Below are 17,439 nucleotides of genomic sequence, written 5' to 3' on the forward strand. Positions count from 1 at the left end.
GCGCCATCTGCCCGCGGGGGGGCCGCACGCCTCTCGATGGGCTGAAAAAGATCCCGGATAATAAAGCATGACCCGCTTGACGGCTAGCGCCGTCGGAGACCCTTGTAATGTCAGACCAAGATATACGCCTTCAATCCCTGAAAGTTTGGCTCGATGAGCAGTTGCCAGCGCTCTTTGCCAGGCAACAATGGGGCGCCGTACCCCCGGCCACGTTGACTGCGGCCAGTAGCGACGCAAGTTTCCGTCGCTATTTCCGCTGGGAAGGCGGCGATAAAACTTTTATTGTCATGGATGCGCCTCCACCGCAGGAAAACTGCAAACCCTTCGTGGATATTGCTCATTTATTGGCCAGATCCGGCATTAATGTTCCGAAAATTTATGCCGAAGACCTGACGCAGGGCTTTTTGCTGCTCAATGATCTGGGGCGTCAGACCTATCTGGACGTGATCGATGCGGACAACGCCGATGCGTTGTTTGGCGATGCCATCGAAGCGTTGCTGGCCTATCAGCAACTGCCGATGGATGCGCCATTGCCCAGCTATGACGTAGCCTTGCTGCGCCGTGAGCTGGAGCTTTTTCCAGAGTGGTATGTGAAGCGGCATCTGGGTATCGAAATGGACCCGGCGCAACAGACCAAGTGGCAACATGTCAGCGACCTGTTGATCGAAAGTGCTCTGGCACAGCCCAAAGTGCTGGTTCATCGCGACTATATGCCGCGCAACCTGATGATCAGTGAACCGAATCCGGGCGTGCTGGATTTCCAGGATGCGGTATACGGGCCGGTTACTTATGACATCACCTGCCTGTTCAAGGATGCTTTCCTGAGCTGGCCTCAGGAGCGTGTGAACGGCTGGTTGCAGACCTACTGGGACAAGGCGCGTGCGGTGGGCATTCCGGTTCATGAGGATTTCGCCAGTTTTTCGCGAGCCAGTGATCTGATGGGCGTGCAGCGGCATTTGAAGGTCATCGGGATTTTTGCCCGTATCTGCCATCGTGATGGCAAGCCGCGCTATCTGGGTGATGTTCCGCGCTTCTTCTCCTATATAGAGGCCGTTGTGTCGCGACGCCCGGAACTGGCGGAGCTGGGACAATTGCTGAACAGTTTGCAGCACCGCGTCGATGCGTCGGCGTGACGTGTGATTTTTAAAAGGGATCGATTGTGTTGAAGAGGATTGAATGAAAGCGATGATTCTCGCCGCCGGCAAAGGCGAGCGGATGCGCCCCTTGACCCTGCACACACCAAAGCCTTTGGTGCGTGCCGGTGGTGTTCCCCTGATCGAATACCATCTCAAGGCATTGCATCAGGCCGGGTTTCACGATCTGGTCATCAATCACGCCTGGTTGGGACAACAGATCGAAGACTATCTTGAGGATGGTCAACGTTGGGGGCTGAATATCCGTTACTCCCCGGAAGGCGAACCACTGGAAACAGGTGGCGGCATTCTCCGGGCTTTGCCACTGCTGGGCGATGAGCCTTTTGTGGTGGTAAACGGCGATATCTGGACCGACTACAACTTTGCCGAACTGCGCAGGCCCATAGCCGGGCTTGCCCATCTGGTGATGATCGATAATCCCGCGCACCACCCGACTGGCGACTTTTCCCTGATCGACGGCCAGTTGCAGGATGGCGTTCCAGATGCGCAGCGCCTGACCTACAGCGGCATTGCCATCTTGCATCCACGCTTGTTTGCAGGCTGCGAAGCCGGTGCGTTCGCACTGGCTCCGTTGCTGCGTCAGGCGATGGCGCAAGGGCAAGTGACGGGCGAGCATTTTCGCGGCACCTGGATCGACGTCGGCACTCATGAGCGTCTTGGCGAAGTCGAGCGATTACTGTCGGGGACCCGCTAGATGCTGTGGCCAGGCACACTGTTCGGCGCCGGTGCTGGATATGCCATTGCCGATATTCCAGGGGCGCTGCTGGGTTCTTTGTTGGGGCAGGCTCTTGATCGCCGCCTGCAACTGCACACCTGGGCTCATGTGCGTGAGCGTCTGGGCGGGCGCTCTGCCGTGCGCGACGAGGATCTGCTGTTCGTGCTGCTGGGGCGTCTGGCCAAGAGCGGTGGTCGGGTCGTTGCCAGCCATATTCATCAGGCGCAGGCGGAAATGCGCCGCTTGAATATGGATGAGGCGGCACAGCGTCTTGCGATTGCGGCTTTCAATCGTGGCAAGGACGGCGCTGACGGGCTGCGCAGTTATCTGCGTCGTCTGCGCAGCCAGCCGGGCATGGCTGAGGGCTTGCTGCGAGCTTGTTGGCGTATGGCCTGGGCTGACGGAAAGGTCACTCGCATCGAGCGTGAACTGATCGGCGCGTGGGGGATGTGGCTGGGCTGGTCGGAGCTGAAAATCGAGGCGCTGGCTGCCGAGCATGATCCGATGAAAAGACGGCCCGTCAGCAGCACGGATGAATACAGCGGAGCGTTGTCACTCCTGGGCGTGGAGGCCGATACGGATCCTGCGAGCATCAAGCGCGCCTATCGTCGTCTGCTCAGTCGTCACCACCCCGACAAGATTGCCGGGGGCGGTGCCAGTGCATTGCAAGTGCGTGTTGCCACTGAAAAGACCAGCGAACTGCATAGCGCTTACAGAGTGATCAAGGCGCGTCGCGGGTTTCGTTGATTGCGTTTGTTCGCGAATGAATCCGCTCCTGCGTGATCGACGCAGGAGCGGATTCATTCGCGAAAAGGACTGTCATTCCGCCTCTACCCAACCCCGAATACGGCGAAATATCTGCTCCTGTTCGGCGTCTTCATTACCCACAATGTTGATCAGCGCAACCTGGGTAAAGCCTGCACCCTTGGCGCGCTTGCTGACTTGCAAGCGAGCACTGGCTGCCTGGGGTGCCTGATTCTTGTAGATGAAGTCCGCTGTTTTCATTTTCAGTGTCGGTACCAGATCCAGCAGCAAAGGCTTGGTATTGACCGGCTCGCGGGCGGCAACCATCGCGAACTTCTGGACCAGCGGAGATTGCCGCTCACTCAGAAAGCGCGCAGCCCAATAGGCACCACTGCTGTGGCCGATCAGTACGATGCTGCGCGCCTTGTTCTGCTGTGCGAAGCTGATTGCGCTTTCGATGCGGGCAAAGATGTGCTCGGCTTCGGCCTTGGCGCGCTCCTCGGCAGCGGCAGCTCTGGCGACCTCGTCACCAGCCTGCGCCTGAGTGTCGGCTGCTTTTGCCGCGTCATCCTTCGGCGCATCCTTGGGTTTTTCCTCGGCGGCAGGTGCGTCCGGCTCGCGAGGCATCAGGGCTTCGTCCTGTACATCCGGCAGGGTGATACTCAGCGTGGCCCAGCCGGTATCGGGGAACTTGCGACGTAGCGGGCCGACCACATCCGGCCAGTCGGCCGATTCGCCAGCACCCGGCAGGAAAATGATCGCGCCTTTCGGGTCGGCGCTGTTTGCGGGCTTCCAGAGGGCCAGGAAGCTTTCGTCACCCGCCTGCAATTGCTGCAGATCCTGCGGTGGCAACTGACGCTCAAGGGCAATGGCGTCTTCCTGCGCACGGGTCAGCAGTGGCGCACGCTCCACGGGAGCATCGGCGGACGCTGCATCCTTGGCGGGTGCAGGATCGGCAGCCACCACTGGCAGCGCGCAAGGTACTATCAGCGACAGGAGCAACGCAGGAAGCGTTGCACGAAAGGTATGGGACATCGAATATTCCAGGCCAGAAACTATCCCGGCAGCCTAATGCGTTGATCGGTATTTGTCAGGTCCCGGGGGCGATCCATGGTCGCCAAACGAAAACAGACGAGAACGACACGTTGATGATTGGTCTTCTGCGCACCGGTTTTATCGGCTGCCTGGCTTTGCTCTTGATGCTTCAGGTGGCGAATGCACAGGCTGATGAGTCGCAACCTTCTGTGCAGGTGCCGCTGAGCCAGGAGCTGCGTACCTGGCTGGACCAGCATGGCCCGCTGCGGGTCGGTCTGGTGATGCACGCTCCCTATGCCCAGTTCGATCAGCGTTTACAGCAATTGTCCGGTGCCAACGTCGACTTGATGAATGCACTGGCGGCGGCCTTGCGGGTCGAGTTGCTCTGGCGCAATTTTCCCGATCAGGCGGCCCTGGAAAAGGCGGTGGCTGCGGGGCAGGTAGATCTGGCACCAGGCCTGATGCAAACCCCGGCCGGGCTGCGAACATGGCAGTTTTCCGATCCTTATCTGCGAGTTTCGCAATTGGTGATCGGAGAGCGTGATGGCAGCTCGGTGGTGGATCTGGAAAAAGTCGATGAGCGTTCGCGGGTGGCCGTGCGCATGCCGAGTTCGACGGCAGATTATCTGCGCAGCAATTACCCTCACCTGAACCTGCAAGGTGTGCCACTTGAACGCCAGGCCCTGCAATTGTTGTTGAGTCAGCAGGCGCGCTATGCCGTGGTGGATGAAGCGCAACTCAGCCGTCTGTTCCGGGAGCCTGAGTTTGCCGGGCTGGCCGTGGTGGGCGATATCGGTTTGCCGCAATTGCTGCGCGTGGCGACACGCCGGGATGCTCCGCAACTGGCCACTATCGTCAGCGAGGCCTTGCATGTGATTCCGGCGAAAGAACTGGACCAGTTGCACTCGCGCTGGATGCCACTCAAGTCTTCGCGTTTCAGTGAGTCCCCCGGCCTGTGGCAGAACCTCTGCCTGCTGCTGTTGGTGATGTTGCTGGCCTGTTTTGCGATTGTGGTCTGGCAGCGCCGTCAGCAGCAGGCCCTGGAGCAAGAGCTGGTCGACGCACGCGAAGACATTGCCCGGCGTGTGGAAGGCGAGGAGGCGCTACGTCTGGCGCAGTTCTCCATCGATCAGAGCACGGTCGGCATTCTCTGGGTCAACTGGGACAGCCGGGTGCGTTATGCCAACCATGCGGCCGAGACCATGCTCGGGTATGCGCGCGGCGGTGTGGTGGATCGGCCGCTGATCGATTTCGAGCCCGGTCTGCATATGGATCGCTGGCTGAACCTGTGGAAGAACGCCCGCTCTAGCGAAGACAGCCCGCAAGTGTTCGAGACCAATTGCATCCGCGCCGATGGCAGCGTGCTGCCCACTGATGTGTCTTTGAGTTTTCTGCGCTTTCGCGAGGCGGAGTATCTGGTGGTGTTCCTCAGTGACGTCAGCGAACGGCGTCGCGCCCATGACCAGTTACGCGAGCTGTCGGCGCATCTGGAGAGTGTGCGCGAAGAGGAAAAAGCCCGTATCGCTCGTGAGGTCCATGACGAACTGGGCCAGATGCTGACAGTGCTGAAGCTGGAAACCTCCATGTGTGAACTGGCTTATGCCGACCTCGATCCCGGGTTGAGTGAGCGCCTGAACAGCATGAAGCGTCTGATCGCTCAACTCTTCCAGTTGGTACGCGACGTTGCCACAGCGTTGCGTCCGCCGATTCTCGATGCGGGCATCGCCTCGGCCATCGAGTGGCAGGCCCGGCGCTTCGAGGCCCGCACGCAGATTCCGTGTCTGGTTCAGGTGCCGGACAACCTGCCGCCACTCAGCGACGCCAGGGCCACTGGCATGTTTCGTATCCTTCAGGAAGCGCTGACCAACGTTATCCGCCACGCCCGGGCGGATACGGTAGAAGTCAGCCTGACGCTGGACGACGGTGTGATGTGCATGACCATCGCCGACGACGGTCAGGGCTTTGTGATGCAGTCTGGCCGGCCTGTCTCCTTCGGTCTGGTGGGAATGCGCGAGCGTGTCCTGATGCTGGGTGGCAGATTGGAACTGGACAGCGAGGTCGGTGAGGGCACAACCTTGCGCGCATATATCCCGTTGGACCCCATTGGGCAGGAGCGAGAAAAGTGATTCGTGTACTGGTAGCTGAAGACCACACCATTGTGCGTGAGGGCATCAAGCAGCTTATCGGCCTGGCGAAGGATCTGCTTGTGGTGGGCGAGGCCAGTAATGGCGAGCAGTTGCTTGAAACCCTGCGGCATGTGCCCTGCGAAGTGGTGCTGCTGGATATCTCCATGCCGGGCGTCAACGGCCTGGAGGCGATTCCCCGGATTCGGGCGTTGAATAATCCGCCGGTGATTCTGGTGTTGTCGATGCATGACGAAGCGCAGATGGCTGCCCGTGCATTGAAAGTCGGCGCGGCAGGATATGCGACCAAGGACAGCGATCCGGCCCTGTTGCTGACAGCCATTCGTCGGGTGGCGGCCGGAGGGCGTTATATCGACCCGGATCTGGCGGACCGCATGGTATTCGAGGTCGGTCTGACCGACAGTCGCCCGTTGCACTCGTTACTGTCGGAGCGCGAGTTTTCGGTGTTCGAGCGTCTGGCTCAGGGCGCCAACGTCAATGACATCGCTCAGCAACTGGCCCTGAGCAGCAAGACCATCAGCACCCACAAGGCGCGCCTGATGCAGAAGATGAACCTGCATTCGCTGGCGGACCTGGTGAAATATGCTATGGAGCACAAGCTGCTCTGATCCTGAAAACGACACCGTAGGAGCGAATTCATTCGCGAAAAACTATGTGCCTGTGGTGTCAGGTAGGGCGCTTTCCCGAATGAATTCGGTCCTACGGGGTTTTCTGCGTACAAAAGTGCTTGATTGCCACTTATCCAATCCCGCCATCCGTGTAGGGCAATCCCTACACCGGGGCTTCCAGCCTGCTTAGGCAAATCTCTCCTGGCCCCCGATTTGCGCGGTATGTGCGCTGTTCTAGTCTTGATCCCACGCAGACAAAACAAAGGTGTGGGTAATGAGCGACGTCGATTCAAGCGCTGGGGCAAATGATGTTCTGGTCAGCTTTCGTGGTGTGCAGAAGAGCTACGACGGCGAAGCACTGATCGTCAAAGACCTTAACCTGGACATTCGCAAAGGCGAATTCCTCACCTTGCTCGGGCCGTCGGGTTCCGGCAAGACCACCAGTCTGATGATGCTGGCCGGTTTCGAGACGCCGACCTCGGGTGAAATCCTGCTGGGCGGCCGGGCCATCAACAACGTGCCGCCGCACAAGCGCGACATCGGCATGGTGTTCCAGAACTACGCTCTGTTCCCGCACATGACCGTCGCCGAGAACCTGGCGTTCCCGCTGTCGGTGCGTGGCATGAGCAAGACCGATATCGGCGAGAAGGTCAAACGCGCACTGGGCATGGTCCAGCTTGACGCTTTTGCGCATCGCTATCCGGCGCAATTGTCCGGTGGTCAGCAGCAGCGCGTGGCCCTGGCCCGCGCACTGGTTTTCGAGCCACAACTGGTGCTGATGGACGAGCCGCTCGGCGCGCTCGACAAGCAACTGCGCGAACACATGCAGATGGAGATCAAGCATCTTCACCAGCGTCTGGGTGTGACAGTGGTCTACGTGACCCACGACCAGGGCGAAGCGCTGACCATGTCCGACCGTGTTGCGGTGTTCCATCAGGGCGAAATCCAGCAGATCGCTCCACCGCGCACCCTTTACGAAGAACCCAAAAACACCTTCGTCGCCAACTTCATTGGCGAGAACAACCGTCTCAACGGGCGCTTGGTCAGCCAGAACGGCGACCGCTGCGTCGTCGAGCTGGGGCGTGGTGAAAAAGTTGAGGCATTGGCGATCAATGTCGGCCAGGCCGGTGATCCGGTCACCCTGTCGATCCGCCCTGAACGTATCAGCCTCAATGGCCGTAGCGAAAGTTGTGTAAACCGTTTCTCGGGCCGTGTTGCCGAGTTCATTTATCTGGGCGACCACGTTCGAGTGCGTCTGGAAGTGGCAGGCAAGACCGACTTTTTCGTCAAGCAGCCTATCGCCGAGCTGGATGCGGCTTTGAGCGTTGGCGACGTCGTGCCCCTTGGATGGCAAGTCGAGCACGCTCGCGCGCTCGATCCCTTGCAGCAAGTGCATTGATCTATCGATAAAAGCAACAACAGAGGCGAACGATCGCCCATCCCAATCGCTTACCAACACTGCTCGTGGAGAAAAGAATAAATGCTGAAATCATTGAAGTTCACCGCTATCACGTTGGGCATGATGTGCGCGGCGCAAGCCATGGCCGCTGATCTGACCGTTATCTCCTTCGGCGGCGCCAACAAGGCGGCCCAGGAAAAGGCTTTCTATGCCCCTTGGGAGAAAGCGGGTAATGGCAAGATCATCGCTGGCGAGTACAACGGTGAAATGGCCAAGATCAAGACCATGGTCGACACCAAGAGCGTTTCCTGGGATCTGGTAGAAGTTGAATCGCCCGAGCTATCCCGCGGTTGCGACGAAGACATGTTCGAAGAGCTGGACCCTGCGTTGTTCGGCAAGGCCGAAAACTTCGTACCGGGCGCGCTGACCACCTGCGGTGCAGGCTTCTTCGTATGGTCCACCGTGTTGGCTTACAACGCCGACAAGGTCAGCACTGCTCCGACCAGTTGGGTCGACTTCTGGGACACCAAGAAATTCCCGGGCAAGCGCGGCCTGCGCAAAGGCGCCAAGTACACCCTGGAATTCGCTCTGATGGCTGATGGCGTTGCGCCGAAGGACGTCTACAAGGTACTGGCCAGCAAGGACGGTCAGGACCGCGCCTTCAAGAAGCTCGATGAGCTCAAGCCAAACATTCAATGGTGGGAAGCAGGCGCTCAGCCTCCTCAGTACCTTGCCTCCGGCGACGTAGTCATGAGTTCGGCCTACAACGGTCGTATCGCTGCGGTGCAGAAGGAAAGCAACCTGAAAGTGGTCTGGACCGGCGGCGTTTATGACTTCGACGCATGGGCCATTCCAAAGGGCTCGAAAAACGTTGAAGCGGCGAAGAAGTTCATCGCTTACATCCTGAGCCCGGAGCAGCAGAAGACCTATTCGCAGAACATTGCCTACGGCCCGGCCAACACCCAGGCGGTTGCTTTGCTGGACAAGGAAACCCTGCAGAACATGCCGACCACTCCTGAAAACATCAAGGATCAGGTGCAGATGGACGTGACGTTCTGGACTGACAACGGCGAGTCGCTGGAACAGCGCTTCACCGCTTGGGCAGCCAAGTAATCGCGTCAACCTGAGTTAGATCCAGGAGCGTTTCCGGTTCAGGAAACGCTCCCCTCGTTCAAAGATTTCGGAGTTCGCTATGGCCACCGCCGTGCCCCTGACTGAAGGCGCCAGTCCCAACTTGAAGCAACGCCTGGCTCGTGCCGAGCGGGTCAACCGCTGGAAAGCCCAGGCGCTGATTGCTCCGTTGGTCATCTTTCTGCTGCTGGTCTTTCTGGTGCCCATTGCTGCGTTGCTTTACAAGAGCGTCAGCAACCCGGAAGTCGTTGCCGCACTGCCGAGCACCGTGATTGAAGTCGAGAAGTGGGACGGTAAAGGGCTTCCGCCCGAGTCGACCTACATGGCATTGAGCCTGGATCTGGCTGAAACCCGCAAGAATTCGACCCTGGGCGAGTTGTCCAAGCGCCTGAACATGGAACTGGCCGGTTATCGCAGCCTGCTGAGCAAGACCGCTCGCGCGCTGCCCTTCAAGACCGAGCCTGCCTCTTATAAAGATGCACTGGAAGCGCTGGACGAACGTTGGGGCGACCCTGCCTATTGGCAGGCCATTCGTCGCAACACCAGCAGCCTTACCCCCTATTACCTGCTGGCCGCTGTCGACCACCGCATCGACGATGTCGGTGAAGTGGCCGCTGCAACTCCGGACCAGGCCATTTACCTGGATATCTTCACCCGCACATTCTGGATGGGCCTGGTAATCACCACCATCTGTCTGGTGCTGGCGTATCCACTTGCCTATCTGTTGGCCAGCCTGCCTGCACGGCAGAGCAACCTCTTGATGATTCTGGTCCTGCTACCGTTCTGGACCTCGATTCTGGTCCGGGTAGCAGCCTGGATCGTGTTGCTGCAATCGAGTGGTCTGATCAATGGTGCGCTGATCGCCATGGGCATCATCGACAAGCCGATCGAACTGGTTTTCAACCGGGTCGGCGTCTACATCTCGATGGTGCATATCATGCTGCCGTTCATGATCCTGCCGATCTACAGCGTGATGAAAAACATCTCGCCAACTTACATGCGTGCTGCCATTTCCCTGGGCTGCCATCCGTTCACCAGCTTCTGGCGCGTGTACTTCCCGCAGACCTATGCCGGGATCGGGGCTGGCTGCCTGTTGGTCTTCATCCTGTCGATCGGCTACTACATCACCCCGGCATTGCTGGGTAGCCCGAACGACCAGATGGTCAGCTATTTCGTGGCCTTCTACACCAACACCAGCATCAACTGGGGCATGGCGACGGCACTGGGCGGCCTGCTGCTGTTGGCAACCGTCGTGCTGTATCTGATCTATAGCTGGCTGGTCGGCGCGAGCCGCCTGCGTTTGAGCTGAGGGGAATCATCATGCTGAATTCGTATTCGTCGCCCATCGAGCGCATCTGGTATTACGCACTGCGCATCATCTGCGCACTGGTGCTGCTGTTTCTGGTGTTGCCGGTGCTGGTCATCGTCCCGTTGTCGTTCAACTCGGGCAGTTTTCTGGTTTACCCGCTGCAAGGCTTTTCATTGCAGTGGTATCAGGACTTCTTCGGTTCCGCCGAGTGGATGCGCTCGCTGAAGAACAGCATGATCGTCGCGCCGGCCTCCACGCTGCTGGCGATGATCTTCGGGACATTGGCCGCCATCGGTCTGACCCGTGGTGATTTCCCCGGCAAGCCGCTGGTCATGGCGCTGGTGATCTCGCCGATGGTGGTGCCGATGGTGATCGTGGGCGTTGCCAGCTACCTGTTCTTCGCGCCGCTGGGGCTGGGCAACAGCTACACCTCGCTGATTCTGGTGCATGCGGTGCTGGGCGTACCGTTCGTGATCATCACCGTGTCGGCCACCTTGCAGGGCTTCAACTACAACCTGGTGCGCGCTGCTGCCAACTTGGGCGCTTCGCCACTGACGGCGTTTCGTCGAGTGACCCTGCCGCTGATCGCTCCGGGCGTGATTTCCGGTGCGCTGTTCGCCTTCGCGACCTCCTTCGACGAAGTCGTGGTCACCCTGTTCCTCGCCGGTCCAGAACAAGCGACCCTGCCACGCCAGATGTTCAGCGGCATCCGCGAAAACCTCAGCCCGACCATCGCCGCCGCCGCGACCTTGCTGATCGCTTTCTCGGTGGTGTTGTTGCTGGTGCTGGAGTGGCTGCGCGGACGCAGCGAGAAGCTGAGGACGACAGGGGAGTAGGTGGGCGCGGCAAGCTACAAGCTTTAAGCTTCAAGTCAAAAGCTTGTAGCTTGTAGCTTGTAGCTTGTAGCTTGTAGCTTGATCTTGCGGCTTACAGCTTGAAGCTTGTCGCTTTCTCCTTGCTGCTTCTGCGCTTACAATGCGCGCCACCGTGATTCAGCTCAAACAGGTGCGCCATGCAGCCCTTCGTTATTGCCCCATCGATCCTTTCCGCTGACTTCGCCCGTCTGGGCGAGGAAGTCGACAATGTACTTGCCGCTGGCGCGGACTTCGTCCACTTCGATGTCATGGACAATCACTATGTCCCGAACCTGACCATCGGTCCGATGGTGTGCAGCGCGTTGCGCAAGTATGGCGTCACTGCACCCATCGACGTGCATCTGATGGTCAGCCCGGTGGATCGCATCATCGGCGATTTCATCGAAGCGGGTGCCACGTACATCACCTTTCACCCTGAAGCGACCCAGCATATCGATCGCTCGCTGCAACTGATCCGCGAGGGCGGCTGCAAGGCTGGTCTGGTGTTCAACCCGGCGACGCCTCTGAACCTGCTGGAATATGTCATGGACAAGGTCGACATGATCCTGCTCATGAGCGTCAACCCGGGCTTCGGCGGTCAGAAGTTCATTCCCGGTACGCTGAACAAGCTGCGCGAAGCGCGTGCCTTGATCGATGCGTCGGGACGTGACATCCGTCTGGAAATCGACGGTGGCGTCAACGTCGGAAACATCCGTGAAATCGCTGCTGCGGGCGCCGATACTTTTGTCGCCGGCTCGGCTATCTTCAATGCCCCCGACTACAAAGAAGTGATCGAGAAAATGCGCAACGAACTGGCGTCAGCCCGCGCATGAGCGGCTTCGAGCAGTTGTTTGCGGGCAAGTTGCCCAGGCTGATCATGTTCGATCTGGACGGGACCCTTGTGGATTCAGGGCCTGATCTGGCCGTGGCCGTTGACAAGATGCTGCTCGAACTCGGTCGCCCTCCGGCCGGTCTTGAGTCGGTTCGGCAATGGATTGGCAACGGCGCGCCGGTACTGGTGCGTCGGGCGCTGGCCAATGACATTGATCACAGCGCTGTCGATGACGCCCTGGCCGAGCAGGCGCTGGAAATCTTCATGCAGGCTTATGCCGAAAAACACGAATTCACCGTGGTCTACCCCGGCGTTCGTGAAACCCTGAAGTGGTTGCAGAAGATGGGGGTCGAGATGGCCCTCATCACCAACAAGCCGGAGCGCTTCGTCGCTCCGTTGCTGGATGAAATGAAGCTGGGGCGTTTCTTTCGCTGGATCATCGGCGGCGACACCATGCCGCAGAAAAAACCGGACCCGGCAGCCCTGTTCTTTGTCATGAAAATGACCGGTATTCCTGCCTCCCAGTCACTGTTCGTCGGCGACTCTCGCTCCGATGTGCTGGCGGCGAAGGCGGCTGGCGTGGCCTGTGTCGGGCTGACCTATGGCTACAACCATGGCCGGCCCATCGCTGAAGAATCCCCGTCGCTGGTGATCGATGATCTGCGCAAGCTGATTCCCGGTTGCCTGGATCAAGACGCTGAGATACTGTTGCCCGACATTCAACGTCCCTCCCTTAGAGATTCCATCGTGGTGGTCACTCGCAAACTCTGGATGAAAGTCATCAAGGCCCTGGCCCGTTGGCGTTGGCGCGCCTGATTTGATTCCGGCCGCTTGTGCGGCATGTTTGCCTACCTGACCGTTTTACCCTCAAACCACGAGGCTGTTCATGAACCGTGAAGAATTCCTGCGTTTGGCTGCTGCTGGCTATAACCGCATTCCGCTTGCCCACGAAACCCTGGCCGACTTCGATACACCGCTGTCGATCTACCTGAAACTTGCCGATCAGCCGAACTCCTACCTGCTGGAGTCGGTACAGGGCGGTGAGAAGTGGGGCCGTTACTCGATCATCGGCTTGCCTTGCAGCACCGTGATGCGTGTTCATGGTCACCATGTCAGCGTGACCCACGAGGGTGTAGAGGTCGAAAGCCACGACGTCGAAGACCCGCTGGCCTTCGTCGAAGAGTTCAAGGCACGCTACAACGTTCCGACCATTGCCGGCCTGCCGCGTTTCAACGGTGGTCTGGTGGGCTATTTTGGCTACGACTGTGTGCGCTATGTCGAAAAGCGTCTGGCCAACTGCCCGAATCCGGACCCTCTGGGTGTGCCGGATATCCTGCTGATGGTTTCCGATGCTGTCGTTGTTTTCGATAACCTGGCTGGCAAGATGCACGCCATCGTACTGGTCGATCCGGCCCTGCAGGACGCTTATGAAAGCGGCCGTGCGCGCCTCGATGAGCTGATGGAAAAACTGCGTCAGCCGATCACGCCGCGTCGTGGTCTGGCGCTGGACAGGCCGCCAGCCGCCGAGCCGGTGTTCCGTTCCAGCTTCACCCAGAACGATTACGAAAAGGCGGTCGACACCATTAAGCAATACATCCTGGCCGGGGATGTGATGCAGGTCGTACCGTCGCAACGCATGTCCATCGACTTCAAGGCTGCGCCTATCGATCTGTATCGGGCGCTGCGCTGCTTCAACCCTACGCCTTACATGTACTTCTTCAACTTCGGCGACTTCCATGTGGTCGGCAGCTCGCCGGAAGTACTGGTGCGGGTCGAGGACAATCTGGTCACTGTTCGCCCGATTGCCGGTACACGCCCGCGTGGCGCCACCGAAGAGGCCGACCGCGCGCTGGAAGAAGACCTGCTGTCCGACGACAAGGAAATCGCCGAGCACCTGATGCTCATCGATCTGGGACGTAACGACACGGGGCGCGTCTCGGAAATCGGTTCGGTCAAGCTGACCGAGAAGATGGTCATCGAGCGTTATTCCAACGTGATGCACATCGTTTCCAACGTCACTGGCCAGTTGAAAAGCGGGCTGACGGCCATGGACGCGCTGCGTGCCATCCTGCCTGCGGGCACCCTGTCCGGCGCGCCGAAAATCCGTGCCATGGAAATCATCGACGAGCTGGAGCCCGTCAAGCGCGGTGTCTACGGCGGGGCAGTGGGGTACATGGCCTGGAACGGCAACATGGACACCGCGATTGCCATTCGTACTGCCGTCATCAAGGATGGCGAACTGCATGTGCAGGCGGGCGGCGGTATCGTTGCCGACTCGGTGCCGGCTCTTGAGTGGGAAGAAACCATCAACAAGCGCCGTGCGATGTTCCGGGCGGTGGCGTTGGCGGAGCAGACGAGCAGCGAGAAGGAATAAGCTTCAAGCTTCAAGTAGTGAGCTTCAAGTGAAACGCGGTGTCGGCTTTGGCCGACGCCGCGTTTTTGTTTGGGTCAGGCTGCCCGTGCTTCTTCCAGGGCTTCGGCGGACAGTTGCTGGTTGTGGCGGTTGGCGTAGTTCTCGGCCATGACCGAGCAGACGATCAACTGCATGGGGTGGTAGATCATGATCGGCAGCAGGATCAGACCCAGCCCCGGATTGGCGCCGAAGATCAGGGCTGCCATCGGCGCACCGGCGGCCAGGGATTTTTTGGTGGCGCAGAACACCGCCGCCACCCTGTCAGCATGATCGAACTTCAAGGCACGGGCGGTGCGGGTGGTCATGAACAGGATCACTGCCAGCAGGATGGCGGTGCCGATGAAGGCCGTCAGAATCACGCTGCTGCCCTGGGATTGCCACATGCCTGAAATCATCGAGTTGCAGAACGCGGCATAGACCAGCAACAGGATCACGATCTTGTCGATCAGGTTGGTGTACTTCTTGTGACGCGCAAAGAACTTGCCTGCCAGCGGGCGAATCAACTGGCCGAGAATCAGCGGCAACAGCAACATGCCGCACAGATCCAGCAGGGTCGAACCCAGGTCGATCCCGCCAGAACCGGTGCCCACCACCAGGCTGACCAGCCATGGCGTGATGAAAATCCCCAGCACGCTGGAAAGGCTTGCATTGAGAATCGCCGCCGGTACGTTGCCTTTTGCGCTGCCGGTCAGGGCCACCGAAGAGGAAATGGTGGACGGCAGGGCGCACAGGTAGAGGAAACCGAGCATCAGCAGTGCAGGAATGTAGGCGCTCAGCAGCTTGTTGCCGATCAGCCAGAGGACCGGGAACACCACAAAGGTGAATGCCTGAATCATTACGTGCAGGCGCCAGTTCTTCAGCCCCTTTTTGATCTGCTCGCTGGACAGATTGACGCCATGCAGGAAGAACACCACGAACACGCCGATATTGATGACGTACTCGGCATGCATGCTGCCGCCCGTGGCGCCGAAGTGTGGGAAGAAGTAGGCCAGAACCGTCGCCAGGACCATTCCGCAGAGGAACCAGTCGGTCACGACGCGCTTGAGGTGTTTGAGTGCTTGCATAGGAGGCTCGTGCATTCTTTGTAAAAGTGAATGTCCGCAGGCTACTCTGTTGCTTTTTAGCCGTCTTGCGACATAAGGCCATTAGATGCCGAGTAACGGACAAATCAGTGCTCATCCTCCTACTGGCGAGCGGCAGATACCTGTCTTGCAGGATTTGCCGCGCCCGCTTTATGCCCGTGCCGAAAGCTTGAGCGCCGGATCGTGGACGCCGCCCCATCGTCATGACTGGGTGCAGTTTTCCTACGCCATCAGCGGCGTATTGGGCGTGCATACCGCAGAAGGCAGCTTCTTCGCGCCCCCGCAGTGGGGCGTCTGGATACCCGCCGGGCTTGAGCATCAAGTGGTGACGTCCATGCGCGCCGAGATGCGCAGCCTGTATGTGCGAACCGAGGATTGCGGCTGGGCGCCGGAGCGTTGTCGGGTGCTGGAAGTCACGCCGCTGGCTCGCGAATTGATCAAGAGTTTCTGCCTGCTGCCCGTGGCCTATCCGCAAGGCGATAGCCATGAAGCACGTCTGGTGCAGGTATTGCTGGATCAGTTGGCCCGGTTGCCTGAGGTGGGTTTTTCCCTGCCGTTGCCTCGGCACCCTCGGTTACTGGGGCTATGCAATGAGCTGATCGAAAACCCCGCTCAACTGATTACGCTGCATGACTGGGCCGAACGGCTCGGTACTTCCGAGAAAACCCTGATGCGCCTGTTTCAGCGGGAAACCGGCCTGAGTTTTCGGGGCTGGCGCCAACGGGCGAGGCTGTTGTCATCGCTCAGCGCACTGGAGGAGGGCGACAGCGTGACCAACACTGCGCTGGCGTGCGGTTACGATTCGACTTCGGCCTTTATTGCGGCTTTCAAGGGGCTGTTCGGCTACACGCCTGGGGAACTGTTCAAATAGATTTCGGCACAAAAGAACGGCTGATTGATGCTTTTTCCTACAGCAAAAATTTTTGAATTCGTAATATCTTTCACGGCTCATGCGGCATGAAAGGTGCTTGAATCCGGGAGTTATAGCTGTTTTCCACGAAAACTATTCAATCCCGACTGCCATTACCCCTACTCGCTGGCGGAGGATTGCCGTATAACGGCAACAATCGCGTATCTGGCAACAAAGGACCCACAATAAAAGCTGATGAAAACTCCTAAACGCATTGAACCCCTGATCGAAGACGGTCTGGTCGACGAGGTGCTGCGCCCTCTCATGAGTGGGAAAGAGGCAGCTGTTTATGTGGTGCGCTGTGGCAAGGAGCTGCGGTGTGCCAAGGTTTACAAGGAGGCGAACAAACGCAGTTTCCGTCAGGCGGCCGAGTATCAGGAAGGCCGCAAGGTACGCAACAGCCGACAGGCCCGGGCCATGGCCAAGGGTTCCAAGTTCGGTCGCAAGGAAACCGAAGACGCATGGCAGAACGCCGAGGTTGCGGCCTTGTTCCGTCTGGCCAACGCCGGTGTCAGGGTCCCCAAGCCTTTTGATTTTCTGGAAGGCGTGCTGCTCATGGAGCTGGTTGCCGACGAGTACGGCGATGCGGCACCACGTTTGAACGATGTGGTGCTGGAGCCGGATCAGGCGCGTGAATACCACGCTTTCCTCATCGAGCAGATCGTGCTGATGCTGTGTGCCGGTCTGGTACACGGTGACCTGTCCGAGTTCAACGTACTGCTGGGGCCGAGCGGGCCTGTGATCATCGATTTGCCTCAGGCGGTGGATGCAGCAGGCAACAATCATGCATTCAGCATGCTGGAGCGGGATGTCGGCAACATGGCCTCCTACTTCGGGCGCTTCGCACCGGAACTCAAGGCAACCCGATACGCCAAGGAAATGTGGTCGTATTACGAAGCCGGTACGTTGTCGCCGTCCACGGTGCTGACAGGTCAGTTCGAGGATACGGAAGAGGCCGCTGACGTCAGAGGCGTGCTGCGCGAGATCGAAGCGGCGCGTCTGGATGAAGCACGTCGTCAGGCTGCCCGTGCCGCCGACGATGCGCCACCGGGCAAGCCCAACGAAGAACCGCCGCCGCCCTGGATGCAGTAGTTTGATTTCGCGAATGA

16 protein-coding genes are annotated in these 17,439 nt (G+C 59.1%); 14 read left to right on the forward strand and 2 right to left on the reverse strand.

The window, feature by feature from the left end:
• Nucleotides 1–107 precede the first annotated feature (107 nt).
• The 3 genes from ACODS3_RS23160 to ACODS3_RS23170 are packed head-to-tail and all read left to right on the forward strand — an operon-like array spanning nucleotide 108 to nucleotide 2,616.
• Nucleotides 108–1,133 carry an aminoglycoside phosphotransferase family protein gene (locus ACODS3_RS23160; RefSeq protein ID WP_201001813.1) on the forward strand — a complete coding sequence of 342 codons (1,026 nt, stop codon included), beginning with the start codon at nucleotides 108–110 and terminating at the stop codon, nucleotides 1,131–1,133.
• 43 nt (nucleotides 1,134–1,176) lie between these two features.
• The gene (murU, locus tag ACODS3_RS23165; RefSeq protein WP_201018139.1) at nucleotides 1,177–1,848 is read left to right on the forward strand and encodes an N-acetylmuramate alpha-1-phosphate uridylyltransferase MurU; all 672 of its coding nucleotides are present in this window, start codon (nucleotides 1,177–1,179) and stop codon (nucleotides 1,846–1,848) included.
• Nucleotides 1,849–2,616, forward strand: a complete 768-nt coding sequence (locus ACODS3_RS23170; RefSeq protein WP_489036465.1) for a TerB family tellurite resistance protein — start codon at nucleotides 1,849–1,851, stop codon at nucleotides 2,614–2,616.
• A gap of 72 nt (nucleotides 2,617–2,688) precedes the next feature.
• Here ACODS3_RS23170 and ACODS3_RS23175 read toward each other — a convergent pair whose 3' ends face one another.
• On the reverse strand, nucleotides 2,689–3,648 hold the full coding sequence (locus tag ACODS3_RS23175) for an alpha/beta hydrolase family protein (RefSeq protein WP_201001816.1): 960 nt from the start codon (nucleotides 3,646–3,648) through the stop codon (nucleotides 2,689–2,691).
• Nucleotides 3,649–3,761: 113 nt separating this feature from the next.
• On the opposite strand from ACODS3_RS23175, the gene ACODS3_RS23180 reads away from it, so the two are divergent.
• From ACODS3_RS23180 to trpE, 9 genes are all read left to right on the forward strand, one after another.
• Nucleotides 3,762–5,774 (forward strand): sensor histidine kinase, encoded by a 2,013-nt coding sequence (locus ACODS3_RS23180; protein WP_489036467.1) that lies wholly within the window; start codon nucleotides 3,762–3,764, stop codon nucleotides 5,772–5,774.
• Nucleotides 5,771–6,400: a response regulator gene (locus ACODS3_RS23185; RefSeq protein ID WP_025258351.1), complete on the forward strand. Its 630-nt coding sequence runs from the start codon at nucleotides 5,771–5,773 to the stop codon at nucleotides 6,398–6,400. Before ACODS3_RS23180 ends, ACODS3_RS23185 begins: the two co-directional genes overlap by 4 nt.
• 274 nt (nucleotides 6,401–6,674) lie before the next feature.
• A complete protein-coding gene (locus ACODS3_RS23190; protein WP_122320537.1) occupies nucleotides 6,675–7,799 on the forward strand; it encodes an ABC transporter ATP-binding protein in 1,125 nt (374 codons plus the stop codon).
• Nucleotides 7,800–7,880: 81 nt separating this feature from the next.
• Nucleotides 7,881–8,912 carry a polyamine ABC transporter substrate-binding protein gene (locus tag ACODS3_RS23195; RefSeq protein ID WP_201001818.1) on the forward strand — a complete coding sequence of 344 codons (1,032 nt, stop codon included), beginning with the start codon at nucleotides 7,881–7,883 and terminating at the stop codon, nucleotides 8,910–8,912.
• Nucleotides 8,913–8,991: 79 nt separating this feature from the next.
• Nucleotides 8,992–10,239 carry an ABC transporter permease gene (locus tag ACODS3_RS23200; protein ID WP_489036469.1) on the forward strand — a complete coding sequence of 416 codons (1,248 nt, stop codon included), beginning with the start codon at nucleotides 8,992–8,994 and terminating at the stop codon, nucleotides 10,237–10,239.
• 11 nt (nucleotides 10,240–10,250) lie between these two features.
• Nucleotides 10,251–11,075: an ABC transporter permease gene (locus tag ACODS3_RS23205; protein ID WP_201018135.1), complete on the forward strand. Its 825-nt coding sequence runs from the start codon at nucleotides 10,251–10,253 to the stop codon at nucleotides 11,073–11,075.
• A 176-nt stretch (nucleotides 11,076–11,251) separates the two neighbouring features.
• Nucleotides 11,252–11,926, forward strand: a complete 675-nt coding sequence (gene rpe, locus ACODS3_RS23210; RefSeq protein ID WP_201001820.1) for a ribulose-phosphate 3-epimerase — start codon at nucleotides 11,252–11,254, stop codon at nucleotides 11,924–11,926.
• Nucleotides 11,923–12,741 carry a phosphoglycolate phosphatase gene (locus ACODS3_RS23215; protein ID WP_489036472.1) on the forward strand — a complete coding sequence of 273 codons (819 nt, stop codon included), beginning with the start codon at nucleotides 11,923–11,925 and terminating at the stop codon, nucleotides 12,739–12,741. Before rpe ends, ACODS3_RS23215 begins: the two co-directional genes overlap by 4 nt.
• A 70-nt stretch (nucleotides 12,742–12,811) precedes the next feature.
• The gene (gene trpE / locus ACODS3_RS23220) at nucleotides 12,812–14,299 is read left to right on the forward strand and encodes an anthranilate synthase component I (protein WP_201018132.1); all 1,488 of its coding nucleotides are present in this window, start codon (nucleotides 12,812–12,814) and stop codon (nucleotides 14,297–14,299) included.
• Nucleotides 14,300–14,373: 74 nt separating this feature from the next.
• On the opposite strand, the gene ACODS3_RS23225 is transcribed toward trpE, so the two are convergent.
• On the reverse strand, nucleotides 14,374–15,402 hold the full coding sequence (locus ACODS3_RS23225) for a bile acid:sodium symporter family protein (RefSeq protein WP_201018131.1): 1,029 nt from the start codon (nucleotides 15,400–15,402) through the stop codon (nucleotides 14,374–14,376).
• Between the two features lie 85 nt (nucleotides 15,403–15,487).
• On the opposite strand from ACODS3_RS23225, the gene ACODS3_RS23230 reads away from it, so the two are divergent.
• Together ACODS3_RS23230 and ACODS3_RS23235 are read left to right on the forward strand one after the other, a co-directional pair.
• Nucleotides 15,488–16,291, forward strand: a complete 804-nt coding sequence (locus tag ACODS3_RS23230) for an AraC family transcriptional regulator (protein ID WP_489036474.1) — start codon at nucleotides 15,488–15,490, stop codon at nucleotides 16,289–16,291.
• A gap of 234 nt (nucleotides 16,292–16,525) precedes the next feature.
• Nucleotides 16,526–17,422 (forward strand): PA4780 family RIO1-like protein kinase, encoded by an 897-nt coding sequence (locus ACODS3_RS23235; protein ID WP_201018130.1) that lies wholly within the window; start codon nucleotides 16,526–16,528, stop codon nucleotides 17,420–17,422.
• The last annotated feature ends 17 nt before the right edge of the window (nucleotides 17,423–17,439 follow it).

This window comes from Pseudomonas sp. FG43 (genome assembly GCF_057809175.1).

Coding starts and splice junctions, on each gene's coding strand:
- ACODS3_RS23160 (WP_201001813.1), top strand. CDS start 108: ATGTCAGACCAAGATATACGCCTTCAATCCCTGAAAGTTTGGCTCGAT.
- murU (WP_201018139.1), top strand. CDS start 1,177: ATGAAAGCGATGATTCTCGCCGCCGGCAAAGGCGAGCGGATGCGCCCC.
- ACODS3_RS23170 (WP_489036465.1), top strand. CDS start 1,849: ATGCTGTGGCCAGGCACACTGTTCGGCGCCGGTGCTGGATATGCCATT.
- ACODS3_RS23175 (WP_201001816.1), bottom strand. CDS start 3,648: ATGTCCCATACCTTTCGTGCAACGCTTCCTGCGTTGCTCCTGTCGCTG.
- ACODS3_RS23180 (WP_489036467.1), top strand. CDS start 3,762: ATGATTGGTCTTCTGCGCACCGGTTTTATCGGCTGCCTGGCTTTGCTC.
- ACODS3_RS23190 (WP_122320537.1), top strand. CDS start 6,675: ATGAGCGACGTCGATTCAAGCGCTGGGGCAAATGATGTTCTGGTCAGC.
- ACODS3_RS23195 (WP_201001818.1), top strand. CDS start 7,881: ATGCTGAAATCATTGAAGTTCACCGCTATCACGTTGGGCATGATGTGC.
- ACODS3_RS23200 (WP_489036469.1), top strand. CDS start 8,992: ATGGCCACCGCCGTGCCCCTGACTGAAGGCGCCAGTCCCAACTTGAAG.
- ACODS3_RS23205 (WP_201018135.1), top strand. CDS start 10,251: ATGCTGAATTCGTATTCGTCGCCCATCGAGCGCATCTGGTATTACGCA.
- rpe (WP_201001820.1), top strand. CDS start 11,252: ATGCAGCCCTTCGTTATTGCCCCATCGATCCTTTCCGCTGACTTCGCC.
- ACODS3_RS23215 (WP_489036472.1), top strand. CDS start 11,923: ATGAGCGGCTTCGAGCAGTTGTTTGCGGGCAAGTTGCCCAGGCTGATC.
- trpE (WP_201018132.1), top strand. CDS start 12,812: ATGAACCGTGAAGAATTCCTGCGTTTGGCTGCTGCTGGCTATAACCGC.
- ACODS3_RS23225 (WP_201018131.1), bottom strand. CDS start 15,402: ATGCAAGCACTCAAACACCTCAAGCGCGTCGTGACCGACTGGTTCCTC.
- ACODS3_RS23230 (WP_489036474.1), top strand. CDS start 15,488: ATGCCGAGTAACGGACAAATCAGTGCTCATCCTCCTACTGGCGAGCGG.
- ACODS3_RS23235 (WP_201018130.1), top strand. CDS start 16,526: ATGAAAACTCCTAAACGCATTGAACCCCTGATCGAAGACGGTCTGGTC.